The following is a 15,019-nucleotide window of genomic DNA, read 5'->3' as shown; positions in this document are numbered from 1 at the left end:
ACGACAAGAAAAAACGCCAATCGGCTCGCGTCGGTTGGCGTTTTTCTTTGGTGTTGGCGCTGCTTAAGCCGTAGCCGCTTCAGTCTGCGCAGCCTTGCTACCTGCATGCAGCGCCTTGGCGTGCTTGGCACGCAGGCGGCGCGTGGCCTCCACCATGCCTTGCAGCGCCGCTTCCACTTCCGGCCAGCCACGCGTCTTCAGGCCGCAATCTGGGTTCACCCACAGGCGTTGCACCGGCACCACCTGTGCGGCCTTGTCGAGCAGCGCTTCCATCTCTTCTACACGCGGCACGCGCGGCGAGTGGATGTCGTACACACCTGGGCCGATCTCGTTCGGGTAGGCAAATTCTCCAAACGCATCCAGCAGTTCCATGTTCGAGCGCGAAGTCTCGATGGTAATCACGTCGGCATCCATCGACGCGATGGCCGGTAGGACGTCGTTGAACTCCGAATAGCACATGTGCGTGTGGATCTGCGTGTCGTTGCGCACGCCCGAGGCCGATACGCGGAACACCCGCGCCGCCCATTCCAGATACCCAGGGACATCGGCTGCACGCAGCGGCAGGCCTTCACGGAACGCCGGTTCGTCGATCTGGATGGCGGCAATGCCGGCCGCTTCCAGATCGCATACCTCGTCGCGCAAGGCCAGGGCGATCTGCAGTGCGGTTTGCTCACGCGGCTGGTCGTCGCGCACGAAGGACCATTGCAACATCGTCACCGGACCCGTCAGCATGCCCTTCATCGGCTTGGTGGTCAGGCTCTGCGCGTACTTGGACCACTCCACCGTCATCGGCTCGGGGCGGTACACATCGCCGTAGATGACGGGCGGCTTCACGCAGCGCGAGCCGTAGCTCTGCACCCAGCCGTTGGCGGTAAAGGCGTAGCCCCACAACAACTCGCCGAAGTACTCGACCATGTCATTGCGCTCGGCTTCACCATGCACGAGCATGTCCAGTCCCAGGGCCTCCTGGCGGCGTACCACGTTGGTGATCTCGGCGCGCATGCGCTCCAGGTAGTCCAGCGCAGGCAGGTCGCCACGCTTGTGGCGTGCACGCGTCTGGCGGATCTCGGCCGTCTGCGGGAACGACCCGATGGTGGTGGTCGGCAGCAACGGCAGGTTCAGGCGCGCTTGCTGCGCTTCGGCGCGCGTGGGGTAGGGCGCAGCACGCTCGGCATCTTCTGCGCGGATGGCGGCCACGCGCCGTTTGACACTGTGGTTGTGCACGCGGCGCGATTGTGTGCGCGCGGCGATGGCGGCGCGGTTGTTATCGAGCGCACCTTGCACGGCAGCTTGGCCTTCGACCAGCGCAAGCTTGATCACAGCCAGTTCGTCCAGCTTTTGGCGCGCGAAGGCCAACCAGCCCTGGAGTTCGTCATCGAGCCGGGTTTCTGCGGACAGGTCCACCGGCACGTGCAGCAGCGAGCAGCTCGGCGCAATCCACAGGCGTTCGCCAAAGGCTTCGGCCAGCGGCGCCACGCGTTCCAGCACGCGCGCCAGGTCCGTACGCCAGATGTTGCGGCCATCGATCACGCCGATGGAGAGCACCTTGTCCGCTGGCCACGGTGCAAAGGCGGCGAGTTGCTCCGGCGCACGCACGAGATCCAGGTGCACCCCTGCCACCGGCAGCGACCGGATGAGCGCCGCGTGATGCGCGGCGGCCTCAAAATACGTCGTAAGCAGCAGCTTGGGGCCATTGGCCGCTTGCAGAGCTTGGTAAGCTGGGCCGAACGCATCCACCCACGGTTGCGGCAGGTCCAGCACCAATGCAGGTTCGTCGATCTGCACCCACGCCACATTCAGCGCGGCCAGGCGCTGCAGCACGGCAGCATAGGCCTGCAGCACCTGCGGCAGCAGCGCGAGCTTATCTGTCAGGCCGTTGCGCGCCTTGGACAGATGCAGGAACGTGACCGGCCCGATCAGTGCCACCTTCACGCGGTGGCCTGCCGCCTGCGCCTCGCGCACCTCGTCAAAGAGCCATTCGGCGCCGGGCCCGAACTGCAGGTCGGGCGTGAGTTCCGGCACGAGGTAGTGGTAGTTGGTGTCGAACCACTTGGTCATTTCCATGGCGGCGTGGTCGGCGTTGCCGCGTGCGAGCACGAACGATTGCGCCAGCGTCAGGTGTGCGGCGTCAAAGCCAAAGCGCGTGGGAACGGCGCCCAGCAGGGCGGCCGTCTGCAGCATTTGGTCGTACCAGGCGAAATCGCCCACGGTCACGAAATTCAGCCCGGCGTCGCGCTGGGCTGCCCAGTGGCGCTCGCGCAATGCGCGGCCGGTGGCGCGCAGGTCGCCTTCCGCAGAGGCGCCTTTCCAGAATGATTCGAGTGCGAACTTCAACTCACGCTGTGCGCCGATGCGCGGGTAGCCGAGGGTATGGATGGTCGTCATAGGAGATGCGGGTGCCAATATGCAGGTCGATTTTCGAGTTCTGCGATGATGGGCGACGACATCGCATGAATCAAATGATATTATTTTCGTATTCGTTGAATGAAATTCATGTTTTGGGAATTGCGCGGCCATGCTGGAAATCCGTCATCTACGTACCCTGATTGCCCTAGCCGATGGCGGCTCGGTATCGCGTGCCGCCGAGCGGCTGCACTTGACGCAATCGGCACTCTCGCACCAGCTGCGTGCGCTGGAATCGCACTACGGGCTGGCCGTCGTGCGCCGCAAGGGGCAGACCGTGGAATTGAGCGAAGCCGGCGAACGCTTGCTCGAACTCGCTCAGAAGGTGGTCGCCGACATCCAGAGCGCCGAGCGCGACCTGGAACGCATCAAGGGCCGTGCTGCCGGTACGCTGCGCATTGCGCTGGAGTGCCATACCTGCTTCGATTGGCTGATGCCGGTGATGGACGCCTTCCGCCAGCGCTGGCCCGAGGTGGAGATGGACCTCGTCTCCGGCTTTCATACCGATCCGCTCGCGCTGCTCAAGGATGGCCGTGCCGACGTCATCATCGGCTCCGACGCCAAGATGCGCCGGGGTGTGGTATTCGCGCCGCTGTTCCGCTTCGAAATCCTGGCCGTGCTGCCGGTGGATCATCCGCTGTGCAACAAGAAATGGCTGGAGGCGAAGGACTTTACTGACCAAACGCTCATCACGTACCCCGTGCCAGAAGAGCGCATCGACCTGATCCGGCAGGTGCTGACGCCTGCTGGCATCGTATTCAACCGCCGCACGGCCGAGCTGACCATTGCCGTGCTGCAGCTTGTCGCCAGCCGCCGCGGGCTGGCCGCGCTGCCGAGCTGGGGCATCAAGAACTACGTGGACTACGAATACGTGGTCGCCAAGCGCGTCGGCAAGGAGGGCGTGTGGAGTGACCTTTATGCCGCCATGACGCGCGACTATGCGCAGGCGCCGTTTGCGCAGGACTTTATTGAGACGGCCAAGTCGATTTGCTTTGCGCAGTTGCCGGGGTTGATGCCGTTGGACGCTTAGTCAGGTGCGTGTTTTCTGGGGCAGGCGTGGCAGCTTGTTCTGCAGGCCGTCTTTCAGGAAATCCAGCAGAGACCGCGTCGCCAATGTTCGATACCGGCTCGGCATGGCAAGCATGTAAAGCCGGCTGCCGAACACACTGAACCGATACCCCGGCAGCACGCGCTTGACGTGGCCTTCGCGCAGATCATCGGCGGCGGCGTAGTAGGGCAGGATGCCCAGCCCATTGCCGGCACGTACGGACGCTTGCAGGAACAGATAGTTGTCGGACGAAACGCCGGGGTCGAGCGTCACGTGCGTCCGCTCATCGCCCAGTTGCGCGGATAGCCGCAGCGGCTGCCCAACCGCCGGTGCACTGACAATGGCGTGTTTGGCCAGCGCATCAAGCGTCTTCGGCGTGCCATGCACGGCCAGGTAATCCGGCGCGGCGCACAGCACCCAGTCCACCTCAGCGAGCAGCGTGGCGACCAGCGATTCAGGCGGGTTCGACACGATGCGCAGCGCCACATCCACGTCTTCGCCAATCAGGTCCGACACGCGGTTGTCGAAGCGCACATCCAGCCGGATGTCCGGATACGCGCGCTTGAATGCCACCAGCAGCCGCGATACCAGCAGATGCCCAAGCCCTGTCGGCACCGACAGCCGCACGCTCCCTTGCAGCGATTTGCCCAGCGACGAGACCAACGCATCGGCCGCCGCCATCTCCCGCAATATGCTGCGCCCATGCTCGTAGATGCCGGCGCCGACTTCGGTCGGCTCCACGCGGCGGGTGGTCCGGCGCAGCAGTTGCACGCCCAGCGCGCGCTCGAACGCCTTGAGCCGGTGGCTGACGTTCGAGCGCGTGGTCTGCAGCTTGCGCGCCGCCGCCGACAGGTTGCCCGCATCGACAATTTCCACGAACAGCTTGAGTGCATTCAGGTCCATATCGGATCCATCCCGGTGGGCCATATTGGTGAAGTAGATTCGACATTCTGTTGATGTGAGGCCTGATTGTCAAAACGCACCAACCGGGTACCATCTTCCGGAATATTCAACAGGAGCCTAGCGACATGGCACTCGACGACGAATCCTTCGGCCTGCTGCAGCAATCGGTGCAGCGCTTCATTCAGGAACGGCTCGTGCCGGCGGAAAACATCCTCGAAGACGAGGACGATGTGCCGGCCGACATCGTCGCCGACATGAAGGAGATGGGCCTGTTCGGCCTGTCGATTCCGGAAGAGCACGGCGGCATTGGCCTGTCGATGGCGCAGGAATGCGAGGTGGGGTACGACCTGGGCCACACGGCGCTGGCGTTCCGCTCGGTGTTTGGCACCAACGTCGGCATCGGTTCGCAGGGCATCCTGATGGACGGCACCGATGCGCAGAAGGCCGACTACCTGCCGCGCATTGCCAGCGGCGAGCTGATCATCTCGTTCGCGCTGACGGAACCGGGCGCCGGATCGGATGCCGCATCACTGCAGACCCGTGCCACGCTGGATGGCGACCACTACGTTATCAACGGCACCAAGCGCTTCATCACCAACGCACCGCGTGCTGGTGCCTTCACGCTGATGGCGCGCACGGGTGGTGAGGGTGCAGGCGGTATCTCGGCGTTCATCGTGCCGGCCGATACGCCGGGCATCACGCTTGGCAAGCCGGACAAGAAGATGGGCCAGCGTGGCACCAAGACGTGTGATGTGATGCTCGACAACGTGCGGGTGCCGGCGGCGAACATCATCGGTGGTGTGGCGGGGCAGGGCTTCAAGACGGCGATGAAGGTGTTGGACCGGGGCCGCCTGCATATCTCATCGCTCGCATGCGGAATGGCGCATCGGCTCATCACGGATGCCGTGGCCTACGCCAAGGAACGCAAGCAGTTCGGCCAACCGATCGCAGACTTTCAACTGATCCAGGCCATGTTGGCCGATAGCCAGGCCGAGCTGTATGCCGGCATGTCGATGGTGCGCGACTGCGCCCGCCGCTACGACGCCAAGCCCGTCGGCAAGCAGGATCATGAAGTCAGCATGCTGGCTTCGTGCACCAAGATGTTCTGTACGGAAATGGTGGGGCGTGTGGCGGACCGTGCTGTGCAGATCCACGGCGGCGCAGGCTACATCGCCGAATACAAGGCCGAGCGATTCTACCGAGACGTGCGCCTGCTGCGCCTGTACGAAGGCACGACGCAGATTCAACAGCTCATCATCGCCAAGAACCTGTTGCGCGACTGAGCTGGCTCCAGGAATGGTCCCAAAGCTGGCTCTGTATTGGAGCCACGCTTTGGTTCAGAATGGGCAGGTTCCTACTTGATTTGTACGGCTGTTGCCGGAGTTGCCATGTACGTTCCCGCCCACTTTGAAGAATCGCGCACCGAGGCATTGCACGACCTGATTGCGCAGAACCCGTTCGGCTCGCTGGTCACGCATGGCAAGAACGGGCTCGACGCGAACCACATTCCGTTTCTGTTGCTGCCCGAAGAGGGCAAGCTGGGCACGCTGCACGCCCACGTGGCGCGCGCCAACCCGGTCTGGCAGGACGTGGCCGACGGCGATGAGGTGATGGTCATTTTCCGCGCGGGCGATGCGTATATCTCGCCGACGTGGTACCCGAGCAAGCATGAAGCCCACAAGCAGGTGCCGACGTGGAACTACCGCGTGGCACATGCGCATGGCCGCATCACGGTGCGTGACGATGAGCGCTTCGTACGCGGCGTGGTGGCGCGCCTGACGCGCACGCACGAAGCATCGCAGCCCACGCCGTGGAAGATGTCCGATGCCCCGGCCGACTACACCGACGCGCTGCTCAAGATGATCGTCGGCATCGAGATCGAGATCACGCGCATCGAAGGCAAGCTCAAACTGAGCCAGAACAAGGAGAGGCGGGACATCGTCGGCGCTGGCGAGGCGCTCAAGACCAACGGCGAGCGTGTGATCAGCGACGCCATGCTGGCCTGCGCGGCGAACAAGGCGGAGTAAGAAGGCGTCGGGCGACGGACGCTTAATCCGTTGCCCTGGCGGTATTACTTTCCGCTGCGCGCCGGCAGGATTTCGCCGCGCACTTCACCAAAGCCCACACGATAGCCATCGCCCTGGCACCAGCCGGTCATGATGACTTCGTCGCCGTCTTCCAGGAACGCACGCGTGGCACCGTTGCCCAGGTCAAGCGGCTGCTTGCCGTTGACGGTCAGCTCCAGCAGGCTGCCGTACGAATCGGGCGTGGTGCCGCTGATGGTGCCGGAGCCCATCAGATCGCCCACGCGCACGTTGCAACCGGACACCGTGTGGTGCGCAAGCTGCTGCGCCATCGTCCAGTACATCGCGCGGAAGTTCGTGCGGGCGATGGTGGTGCGCTGGCCACCGTGCGGACGCAGGGCAGTTTCGAGCGCGATGTCGTAGGCGTTCGGCTGGCTCTGGCGCAGGTACTCCAGCGGCTCGGGCGACTGCGCCGGGTTGGCCACGCGGAACGGCTCCAGCGCTTCCATCGTCACGATCCATGGCGAGATCGACGTGCCGAACCCCTTTGAGTTGAACGGGCCCAGCGGCACGTATTCCCATTGCTGGATGTCTCGCGCGCTCCAGTCGTTGAGCAGCACGACGCCGAACATGTGGTCCGGTGCAGCATCGACGGAAACCGGCTCGCCCAGCGCGCTTGGCTTGCCCACCACGAAGGCCATTTCCAGCTCGTAATCCAGCTTGCGGCAGGCGCTGAAGATCGGGCGCGGTTGATCTGGCAGCTTGATCTGGCCCATCGGGCGGTGCAGCGGCGTGCCGCTTACCACTACCGAACTGGCGCGGCCGTTGTAGCCGATGGGGATTTCCAGCCAGTTGGGCAGCAGCGCGTTTTCCGGGTCGCGGAACATGCGGCCGACGTTGGTGGCGTGTTCCTTGGAGGAATAGAAATCCGTGTAGCCGGGGATGTCGATCGGCAGGTGCATCACGGCGTGGGATTGCGGCACCAGCGCGCGGGCGTGCAGCGTGGCGTTGTCTCGCACGTGGGTGTCATTCACGCTGAATAGCGCTTGCAGCTTCTTGCGGGTTTCTGCCCACACGGGCTTGCCTAGGGCGATGAAGGTGTTGAGTTTGCCGGTGCGGAAGGTGCCTCGTGTGGAAGCTGGCAGTAGGCCGGCGTCATCCAGCGCGCCGAGGTCGATCACCTGGTCGCCCAGGGCCACGCCTGCGCGCGGTGAAGGGTTCTCTTTGGTGGAGAAGATGCCGAACGGCAGGTTTTCCAGCGGAAAGTGCGTGTCGGGCGTGTTGGCCGATTCCAGCCAGCTGAGTTGGCGTTTGGTCATGATGGGGCAGTGGTTTGTTTGTTGTCGGTTGTGTGTTGACGCTATCGGTGCGTCCACTGTTTCGTCCCCTGCCGGGGCCGACTCACTTTCTTGGTCTTGCCAAAGAAAGTAAGCAAAGAAAGGCGCGCCCGAGATGGCGACTTCCCCTTGAATTTATGTCGCAGAGAGGGGAAGGGGAAAACTCGCTGCGCTCAGACAGTTCCCCTTCCTTTTTCCTCTCTGCAACAGAAATTCAAGGCGCCATCTAGGGCATCAACGGCCACACCTTCTGGGTGCTTGCCTTGGCGCCAAAGCGAATGCGGTGGATCGTGGGCGCTTAACGCTTGGTTGGGTCGAAATGCTTCTTCAAGCCCTGCCAGCACTCGAAGTACTTGGCTTGCAGTTGTGCGGATTCCGCTGCGAAACGCGTCGGGCGAATCACGGCGGGCGTTTCGAACATGAAGGCCATCGTCGCGTCTACCTTGTGGGGCTTGCTGGTGTCACCGTTACTGGCTTTCTCGAAGGTTTCTGCGTCGGGGCCGTGGCCGCTCATGCAGTTGTGCAGGCTGGCGCCGCCGGGCACGAAGCCTTCGGCCTTGGCGTCGTACACGCCTTGAATCAGGCCCATGAACTCGCTGGCGACGTTGCGGTGGAACCAGGGCGGCCGGAACGTGTTTTCGGCGGCCAGCCAGCGCGGCGGGAAGATCACGAAGTCGATGGTGTCCACGCCCGGCGTGGCGGACGGGCTCTGCAGCACCAGGAAGATCGACGGGTCCGGGTGGTCATAGCTGATCGAGCCGATGGTGTTGAACAGGCGCAGGTCGTACTTGTATGGCGCAAAGTTGCCGTGCCAGGCCACCACGTCCAGCGGCGAGTGGCCGATCTTGGCGGTCCACAGGCTGCCCTGGAATTTGGCAACGAGTTCAAAGTCGCCTTCGCGGTCTTCGTACCAGGCGTGCGGCGTGAGGAAGTCGCGCGGGTTGGCCAGGCCGTTCGAGCCGATCACGCCCAGATCAGGCAGGCGGAAGAGCGCGCCGAAGTTCTCGCAGATGTAGCCGCGGGCTTCGCCATCCGGCAACTCGACGCGGAAGCGCACGCCGCGCGGGACGACGGCAATCTCCAGCGGCTCGACATCGACCACGCCCATCTCCGTCAGCAGGCGCAGGCGGCCTTGCTGCGGCACGATCAGCAATTCGCCGTCGGCGTTGTAGAAGAAGCGGTCAGTCATGTCCGCGTTGGCGGCGTACAGGTGGATGCCGCAGCCGGTTTGCGCGTCGGGGCCGCCATTGCCGGCAAAGGTGACGATGCCGTCAACGAAATCCGTGCCGGCAGCCGGTGCGGGCAGCGGGTCCCAGCGCAGTTGATTGGGCGAGGGCGGGACCTCGTTGAAGTTGCTGTGGAAGCGCGTTTGAGCAATGGCTTCGAACGGCAGATGTACGGCACCCGGGCGGATGCGGTACAGCCACGAGCGGCGGTTGTGCGCACGCGGCGCGGTAAAGGCCGTGCCGGAGATCTGTTCCGCATACAGGCCATACGGCGCCTTCTGTGGCGAGTTCTGGCCGTGCGGCAGCGCGCCGGGCAGGGCTTCGGTGGCGAACTCGTTGCCGAAGCCGCTTTGGTAAGCGGGGCGGTCCAGCGACGCGGGGGTGAATGCGTTCTTGGCCGTCGGGGCGAGCATGTTCATGGTGAAGTCCTCAGTTGGAGGGATGCGTCAAAAGAAAGCGTAGTCGTTACAGCGCCATCAGGCGGGCTTGCGTGCGGCAAAGCGTGCGGCGTCGGGGCCACGGGCAGCCAGCGTGAGCGCCAGCACCATGCCGAACGACACAAGTGCCGGCACCGCCGCAGCGGAAAACAGCGCGGGGCTGCTCCACTGCATGGCAATCAGTTGTCCGCCAATCACCGGGCCGATGACCGAGCCGATACGGCCCACGCCCAGGCTCCAGCCGATACCGGTGGCACGCAGCGTGGTCGGGTAGTACGTGGCGGCCAGTGCATTCACGGCCGGTTGTCCGCCGACGATGCAAAAGCCCGCCACGAACACCACCGCCACCAGCATCGGCAGTGCCGCCGCCACATGGCCGATCACCGCGACGGTGGCGCAGGCGATCAAGAAACACACGGCCAGCACGCGCACAAAACCCAGGCGGTCGATCAGCCGGCCCAACGTGAGCGTGCCGATCACACCGCCCACCTGCAGCGCGGTCGCCACCAGCACGGACGTGTCCGTCGGATAGCCCGCATCACGAATCAGCGTCGGCAGCCAGTTCGACAGGAAATACAGGTCGATCAGGTTCATGAAGTTGATGACCCACAGCACCAGCGTGACCTTGGCGCGGCCCTCGGTGAACAGGGCGGAGACGGGCATGCCGCGCGCCGGCGCCTCGGGCACCACGAACTGCGTCTGCGCATCCACCTGCAGTTGCGGCGCGAGCTTGCCCAGCCAGCGCGCGAGGCGTTGATGGCGCGTTTGCGAGTCACCCTTCAGCACGAGGTACTGGAGCGACTCCGGCAGCCACAGCACCATCATCAGCCCGATGACGAGCGGCACCAGACCGCCCACCAGAAACACCGACTGCCAGCCAAAGCGCGACAGCAGCGCCGCGCTCACGAACCCGCCTAGCGCCGCGCCTACGGTAAAGCCGCACGACACCAGCATCATCCACGTCACACGCGAGCGCGCCGGGCTGAATTCACCCGCCAGCGCCATCGCGTTGGGCATGATGCAGCCCAGCCCCAGACCGGTGATGAAGCGCAGCACTAGCAGTGCTTGTACTGTCTGCACCTGCGTGGTGGCCAGCATGCAAGCCGCAAAGAAGAACGTGGCAACGATCAGCACCGGCCGCCGCCCGAAGCGGTCACCCAGCACACCAAACACGAGCGAGCCAACCAGCATGCCGAACAGCCCCGCGCCGAAGACTGGCCCGAGGCTCGCCTTGGTGATGCCCCAATCATTGATGATGGCCGGCGCCACGTAGCCCATGGCCTGCACGTCAAAGCCGTCGATGATCAGGCACAGCCCGCAGATGGCGAGCAGCAATATCTGGAAGCCGCCGACCTTGCCCTGGTCGATCAGGCGCGCAAGGTCAATGGGGGCAGCAGGCGAGGGGGCTGGGCGCATGGGTGGTCTCCGGTGGCGGCAGGATGTGCTTTGGCCGCTCTGTCGTTCTGGTTCTTTTTAGGTATGCGCGTATTGTCCGGATTGCATGAAAATTTGGAATATCAATGCGAGAATGCATTCTATTGATACTATGAATATTGGGGCCTCGGATGCTCAACCTGCGCGATGTGGACCTGAACCTGCTGGTGGTCTTTCAGGAAATCCTGCGTGAGAAGCGCATTTCTGTGGCGGCGGACCGGCTCGGCCTATCGCAGCCGGCGGTGAGCAATGCCCTGGCCCGCCTGCGGCAGACCTTCGACGACGAGCTGTTCGTGCGCACGCCGCGCGGCATGATGCCAACCGCACTTGCCGAGCAACTGGCCGAGCCGGTGGCCACGGCGCTGGACACCTTGCAGCGGGCACTGGGCCAGCGCACGCACTTTGAGGCGGCCAGCTCCACGCGCACCTTTACCATTGCCATGAGCGACGTCGGCGAGGTGTATTTCATGCCCGTGCTGGCGCAGCTGTGTGCCGAGCAGGCGCCCGGTGTGCGCATCGACACCCTGCGCGCCGGCGGCTTCGACATGAAGGCGGAGATGGAGGCGGGTGCGATCGACATGGCCATCGGCGCGTTCGATGATCTGTCGGGCGAGAGCGTGTTCCAGCGTCGCCTGTTCCAGCAGGACTACGTGACGATGTTCCGGCGCGGCCATCCATTGGGGGCGGGCGAGTTGACGCTGGAGCGCTTTCGCACGACGTCGCACTTGGTGGTGGCGAGTTCGGCCAGCCCGTACAACGCCATCGGGCCGCTGCTGGACAAGGCGGGGATCACGCAGTCGGCGCGCTTTTCGGTGCCGCACTTTGTGGCGGTGCCGTACATCGTCAGCACTACAGATCTGGTGGTGACGGTGCCGCGCAAATTGGCCGAGCGCGCGGCGCCCCCGTTCGGGCTGGAGTTTGTGACGCCGCCGCTGAAGCTGCCGGCGCTGCAAACCAATGTGTTTTGGCACCGGCGCTTCCATCAGGATGCTGGCAACCAGTGGTTGCGCAATCTGGTTGCGCAGCGGTTTGCGGAGGTGGCGGGGTAGCGTGTTTGCTGCGCTCCTAACGTTGGCAGGACGTTTACTCTCGAAGTAATGAATGGCTGCCCAGGTTGATTGAAGCGGGGAACAGCGGGCCCTAGCATGGGCTCCAGCAAAGTGACGCCCGATCACATATCAACCATGGAGACAGCATGACAGCAGAGATGCAAGGGCAGGAATGCTCGGAAGAGCGCCGTCGTTTTCTCGTCAAGGGCAGGTCGTTTTCGGGGGCGATGCTGGGTGCCGCCGTATTCGGCAGCGTGCCTGGCATCGCAGCGGCAGCCAATGCTGGTGCCGCCACGGCGCAGGCAACGCCTGCTGGCAACGTGTCGTCGGACATTGTTTCGATGGATGCCGTGACGCTTTCCTCTGCAATCAAGGCGCGCAAGGTGTCCTGCCGCGAAACGATGGCGGCGTATCTGGCACACATCGAACGCGTCAATCCCAAGGTCAATGCGATCTTCGCGCTGCAGGATGGCGATGCCTTGCTTAAGCAGGCCGACGCGCGTGACAGCGAGCTTGCACGCGGTGAATACCGGGGCTGGATGCATGGCATGCCGCATGCCGTGAAGGACCTTGCGGCCACAACGGGCATCAAGACCACCTACGGCTCGCCGCTGTACAAGGACAACGTTCCCAAGCATGACGACATCTTCGTCGAGCGCATCAAACGCCAGGGCGCCATCCTGATCGGCAAGACGAATACGCCCGAGTTTGGCCTGGGGTCGAACACGTATAACCCGGTCTATGGCACCACGCTCAATGCCTACGACCAATCCCGCATTGCCGGCGGGAGCAGTGGTGGCGCTGCCGTGTCGCTGGCCCTGCATCTGGTGCCGGTGGCCGACGGCAGCGACATGATGGGGTCATTGCGCAATCCGGCCGCATTCAACAACGTCTACGGTTTCCGCCCTTCTGCAGGTTGCGTGCCGTCCGGGCCTTCCGACGAACTGTTTCTCGGGGAGTTGAGCACCAACGGCGCGATGGGCCGCACGGTGACCGATCTTGCGACGCTGCTGTCCACGCAGGCCGGCTATGACCCCAGGGCACCCCTGTCGATTCAGCAGGACCCGACCCGTTTTGCGGGGCCACTCAAGCGTGACTTCCGTGGCACGCGTGTGGGCTGGCTGGGTGATCTCAATGGCTACCTGCCGATGGAGGCGGGGGTGTTGGACTTGTGCCGCCAGTCGCTGAAAAGCTTCGAGGCCATCGGGTGCCGGGTCGAGGACACGGACCTGAATTTCTCGCCGCAACGCCTGTGGCAAACCTGGCTGACGATGCGTCACGCCTCGGTGGCCGCCAGCAAGGGCGAGGCGTACAAGGACCCGGCCAAACGCGCACTGATGAAGCCGGAGCTGATCTGGGAGATCGAAGGCGGCCTGAACCTGAGCGCGCAGGATTACTTTAGGGCATCGGCCGACCGCAGTGCCTGGTACAACGCCATCAACGCGCTGTTCACGCGCTACGATTTTCTTCTGCTGCCGACCGCGCAGGTCTTCCCATTCGATGCCAAGACACACTGGCCGGCGAGCATTGCAGGAAAGACCATGGACACGTACCACCGCTGGATGGAGGTGGTTACGCCGGTGTCGTTGTCGGGCAGCCCCGCGATGAGTGTTCCGGTGGGTTTTGGCGCGCAAGGGTTGCCAATGGGGGTGCAGATCATCGGCAAGCGTCAGGCGGATCTGGCTGTGCTGCAACTTGCCTACGCGTATGAGCAGGCGACGCAGTGGGTGCAACGCCGTCCGCCGGCGCTGCTGGGTGCGTGATCGCCAACCGTTGGCCTGATCTGATGGCGTGTCATCTCGATGCAAAACGGGATGACACGCCAGACGCATCAGTTGCTGGGCTTGCCCTTGCCCATCACCTCCATCATGCGCACCGTGAGGTACAGTCGCGGCACCACGCTGTCGAGGTCGGCCCATTCGTCTGACGAGTGCAGCCGGTCGCCAACGATGCCCATGCCGTCCAGCACGACCGGCTTGCCGGTGTTGGGGTGGTAGGCGAAGCCGGCATCGGTGCCGTAGCGCATGGCCACCGGCTTGATCGACTTGCCCAGCTCCTTGTAGATGCCGTCGGCAGCAGCGGCCAAGCGGTCGCTGTCGGCATTCCGGCTGAACGGCGGGCGGCGGTTCTCCACCTTGACCTTGACCTCGGTGTCGGCAATCAGCTTTTTCTGGATGATCTTGTCGGCGTCGACCTGCACGCGCTGCACCTCGGCCACGTCGGCCATGCGCATGTCAGCGGTGGCGGAGGCTGCCTCGGGGATGATGTTGACGCGATCGCCCGAGCGCACCACCGTCCAGTTGACCGTGGTGCCCTTGGCCGGGTCACCCAGATCCTTGAGTTGAACGATCTGATTGGACAGCTCCAACGCAGCATTGCGACCGGCTTCCGGCGCCGAGCCCGCATGCGATGCACGGCCCTTGACGTCCAGATGCACATAGGCGATGCCGTTGGTGGCCACTGTCACCACATCGGCCTCGGGCGGTTCATACACCAGCACGTAATCCTGATCAGCTGACAGCTTGGTGATCAGGCTGCGTGAGCCGAGCGAGCTTTTTTCCTCATCGGGGTTGAACAGTACGGTCAGCGTTTTGTAGTCCTTGAAGCTGCGCTCGCGGGCGATCTCCAGCGCGTAGAGGATCATCAGCGCGCCGCCTTTGGCGTCGGCCACGCCGGGGCCGGTGGCCTTGTTGCCGGCGATCTTGAACGGGCGCTTGGCGGCCTCGCCGACGCCGAAGACGGTGTCGTAGTGAATCATCAACATGATGTTCTGCGTGCCGGTGCCTTGCAGCTTGCCAATCACAGCCTTGCCTGCGGCCGGCGGCGCGGCGACGACTTCGACGCTGGCGCCGAGGTCTTTCAGGCGTTGTGCGAGGATCGCCTCGACTTTGGCCAGCCCATTGGCATCGTCAGTGCCCGTGTCGATATTGACCAGCGTGGCCAAGTCTTTGACGAAGGCATCCTTGCGCTGTTGCGCGGCTTGGAGCAAGGCGCTGTCGGCGTTGGCCGCCTGTGCGGGCTGTGCGAATGCGGTGGTGGAGGTGGCGCAGGCCAATGCCGCAGCCAGTGACATCAGTTGTCTCTTTTTCATCGCTGTTTGTTCTGATGGAGGGGGCGATTGTGAAATGGGTGCGCATCGCGCCGATCAACAATCGCGA

11 protein-coding genes are annotated in these 15,019 nt (G+C 63.8%); 5 read left to right on the top strand and 6 right to left on the bottom strand.

Annotated elements, in window-relative coordinates:
• Nucleotides 1-63: 63 nt before the first annotated feature.
• Nucleotides 64-2,385, bottom strand: a complete 2,322-nt coding sequence (gene metE, locus V6657_RS25660; RefSeq protein WP_137884562.1) for a 5-methyltetrahydropteroyltriglutamate--homocysteine S-methyltransferase — start codon at nt 2,383-2,385, stop codon at nt 64-66.
• 130 nt (nt 2,386-2,515) lie between these two features.
• Here metE and V6657_RS25655 point away from each other — a divergent pair, with 130 nt between their 5' ends.
• On the top strand, nt 2,516-3,433 hold the full coding sequence (locus tag V6657_RS25655) for a LysR family transcriptional regulator (protein ID WP_137884561.1): 918 nt from the start codon (nt 2,516-2,518) through the stop codon (nt 3,431-3,433).
• Here the strand turns inward: V6657_RS25655 and V6657_RS25650 are convergent, their stop codons facing one another.
• Nucleotides 3,434-4,354 carry a LysR family transcriptional regulator gene (locus tag V6657_RS25650; protein ID WP_137884560.1) on the bottom strand — a complete coding sequence of 307 codons (921 nt, stop codon included), beginning with the start codon at nt 4,352-4,354 and terminating at the stop codon, nt 3,434-3,436.
• Nucleotides 4,355-4,479: 125 nt separating this feature from the next.
• Here V6657_RS25650 and V6657_RS25645 point away from each other — a divergent pair, with 125 nt between their 5' ends.
• Nucleotides 4,480-5,637 carry an acyl-CoA dehydrogenase family protein gene (locus V6657_RS25645; RefSeq protein ID WP_137884559.1) on the top strand — a complete coding sequence of 386 codons (1,158 nt, stop codon included), beginning with the start codon at nt 4,480-4,482 and terminating at the stop codon, nt 5,635-5,637.
• A gap of 105 nt (nt 5,638-5,742) precedes the next feature.
• Nucleotides 5,743-6,381: an FMN-binding negative transcriptional regulator gene (locus V6657_RS25640; RefSeq protein ID WP_137884558.1), complete on the top strand. Its 639-nt coding sequence runs from the start codon at nt 5,743-5,745 to the stop codon at nt 6,379-6,381.
• A gap of 44 nt (nt 6,382-6,425) precedes the next feature.
• Here V6657_RS25640 and fahA read toward each other — a convergent pair whose 3' ends face one another.
• The 3 genes from fahA to V6657_RS25625 form a co-directional block, all read right to left on the bottom strand.
• Nucleotides 6,426-7,697 carry a fumarylacetoacetase gene (fahA, locus tag V6657_RS25635; protein WP_137884557.1) on the bottom strand — a complete coding sequence of 424 codons (1,272 nt, stop codon included), beginning with the start codon at nt 7,695-7,697 and terminating at the stop codon, nt 6,426-6,428.
• Nucleotides 7,698-8,013: 316 nt separating this feature from the next.
• On the bottom strand, nt 8,014-9,360 hold the full coding sequence (hmgA, locus tag V6657_RS25630) for a homogentisate 1,2-dioxygenase (RefSeq protein WP_048932141.1): 1,347 nt from the start codon (nt 9,358-9,360) through the stop codon (nt 8,014-8,016).
• Between the two features lie 57 nt (nt 9,361-9,417).
• Nucleotides 9,418-10,794: an MFS transporter gene (locus V6657_RS25625; protein ID WP_048932140.1), complete on the bottom strand. Its 1,377-nt coding sequence runs from the start codon at nt 10,792-10,794 to the stop codon at nt 9,418-9,420.
• Nucleotides 10,795-10,943: 149 nt separating this feature from the next.
• Here V6657_RS25625 and V6657_RS25620 point away from each other — a divergent pair, with 149 nt between their 5' ends.
• Both V6657_RS25620 and V6657_RS25615 read left to right on the top strand, forming a co-directional pair.
• Nucleotides 10,944-11,861, top strand: coding sequence for a LysR family transcriptional regulator (locus V6657_RS25620; RefSeq protein WP_048932139.1), 918 nt, complete (start codon nt 10,944-10,946; stop codon nt 11,859-11,861).
• A 341-nt stretch (nt 11,862-12,202) separates the two neighbouring features.
• Nucleotides 12,203-13,624, top strand: coding sequence for an amidase (locus tag V6657_RS25615; RefSeq protein ID WP_048932162.1), 1,422 nt, complete (start codon nt 12,203-12,205; stop codon nt 13,622-13,624).
• 68 nt (nt 13,625-13,692) lie between these two features.
• On the opposite strand, the gene V6657_RS25610 is transcribed toward V6657_RS25615, so the two are convergent.
• A complete protein-coding gene (locus tag V6657_RS25610) occupies nt 13,693-14,952 on the bottom strand; it encodes a glutamate carboxypeptidase (protein WP_048932138.1) in 1,260 nt (419 codons plus the stop codon).
• Between the last annotated feature and the right edge of the window lie 67 nt (nt 14,953-15,019).

Origin of the sequence: Ralstonia sp. RRA (assembly GCF_037023145.1) — a bacterium.
In the GTDB taxonomy this organism is placed as follows: Bacteria; Pseudomonadota; Gammaproteobacteria; order Burkholderiales; family Burkholderiaceae; genus Ralstonia.
The sequence above is the reverse complement of the archived record's forward strand: the minus strand, read 5'-3'. Positions and strand labels throughout refer to the sequence as shown.

What these genes read in the sequence shown, in the direction of transcription:
- metE (WP_137884562.1), bottom strand. Translation starts at nt 2,385, where the DNA reads ATGACGACCATCCATACCCTCGGCTACCCGCGCATCGGCGCACAGCGT.
- V6657_RS25655 (WP_137884561.1), top strand. Translation starts at nt 2,516, where the DNA reads ATGCTGGAAATCCGTCATCTACGTACCCTGATTGCCCTAGCCGATGGC.
- V6657_RS25650 (WP_137884560.1), bottom strand. Translation starts at nt 4,354, where the DNA reads ATGGACCTGAATGCACTCAAGCTGTTCGTGGAAATTGTCGATGCGGGC.
- V6657_RS25645 (WP_137884559.1), top strand. Translation starts at nt 4,480, where the DNA reads ATGGCACTCGACGACGAATCCTTCGGCCTGCTGCAGCAATCGGTGCAG.
- V6657_RS25640 (WP_137884558.1), top strand. Translation starts at nt 5,743, where the DNA reads ATGTACGTTCCCGCCCACTTTGAAGAATCGCGCACCGAGGCATTGCAC.
- fahA (WP_137884557.1), bottom strand. Translation starts at nt 7,697, where the DNA reads ATGACCAAACGCCAACTCAGCTGGCTGGAATCGGCCAACACGCCCGAC.
- hmgA (WP_048932141.1), bottom strand. Translation starts at nt 9,360, where the DNA reads ATGAACATGCTCGCCCCGACGGCCAAGAACGCATTCACCCCCGCGTCG.
- V6657_RS25625 (WP_048932140.1), bottom strand. Translation starts at nt 10,794, where the DNA reads ATGCGCCCAGCCCCCTCGCCTGCTGCCCCCATTGACCTTGCGCGCCTG.
- V6657_RS25620 (WP_048932139.1), top strand. Translation starts at nt 10,944, where the DNA reads ATGCTCAACCTGCGCGATGTGGACCTGAACCTGCTGGTGGTCTTTCAG.
- V6657_RS25615 (WP_048932162.1), top strand. Translation starts at nt 12,203, where the DNA reads ATGGATGCCGTGACGCTTTCCTCTGCAATCAAGGCGCGCAAGGTGTCC.
- V6657_RS25610 (WP_048932138.1), bottom strand. Translation starts at nt 14,952, where the DNA reads ATGAAAAAGAGACAACTGATGTCACTGGCTGCGGCATTGGCCTGCGCC.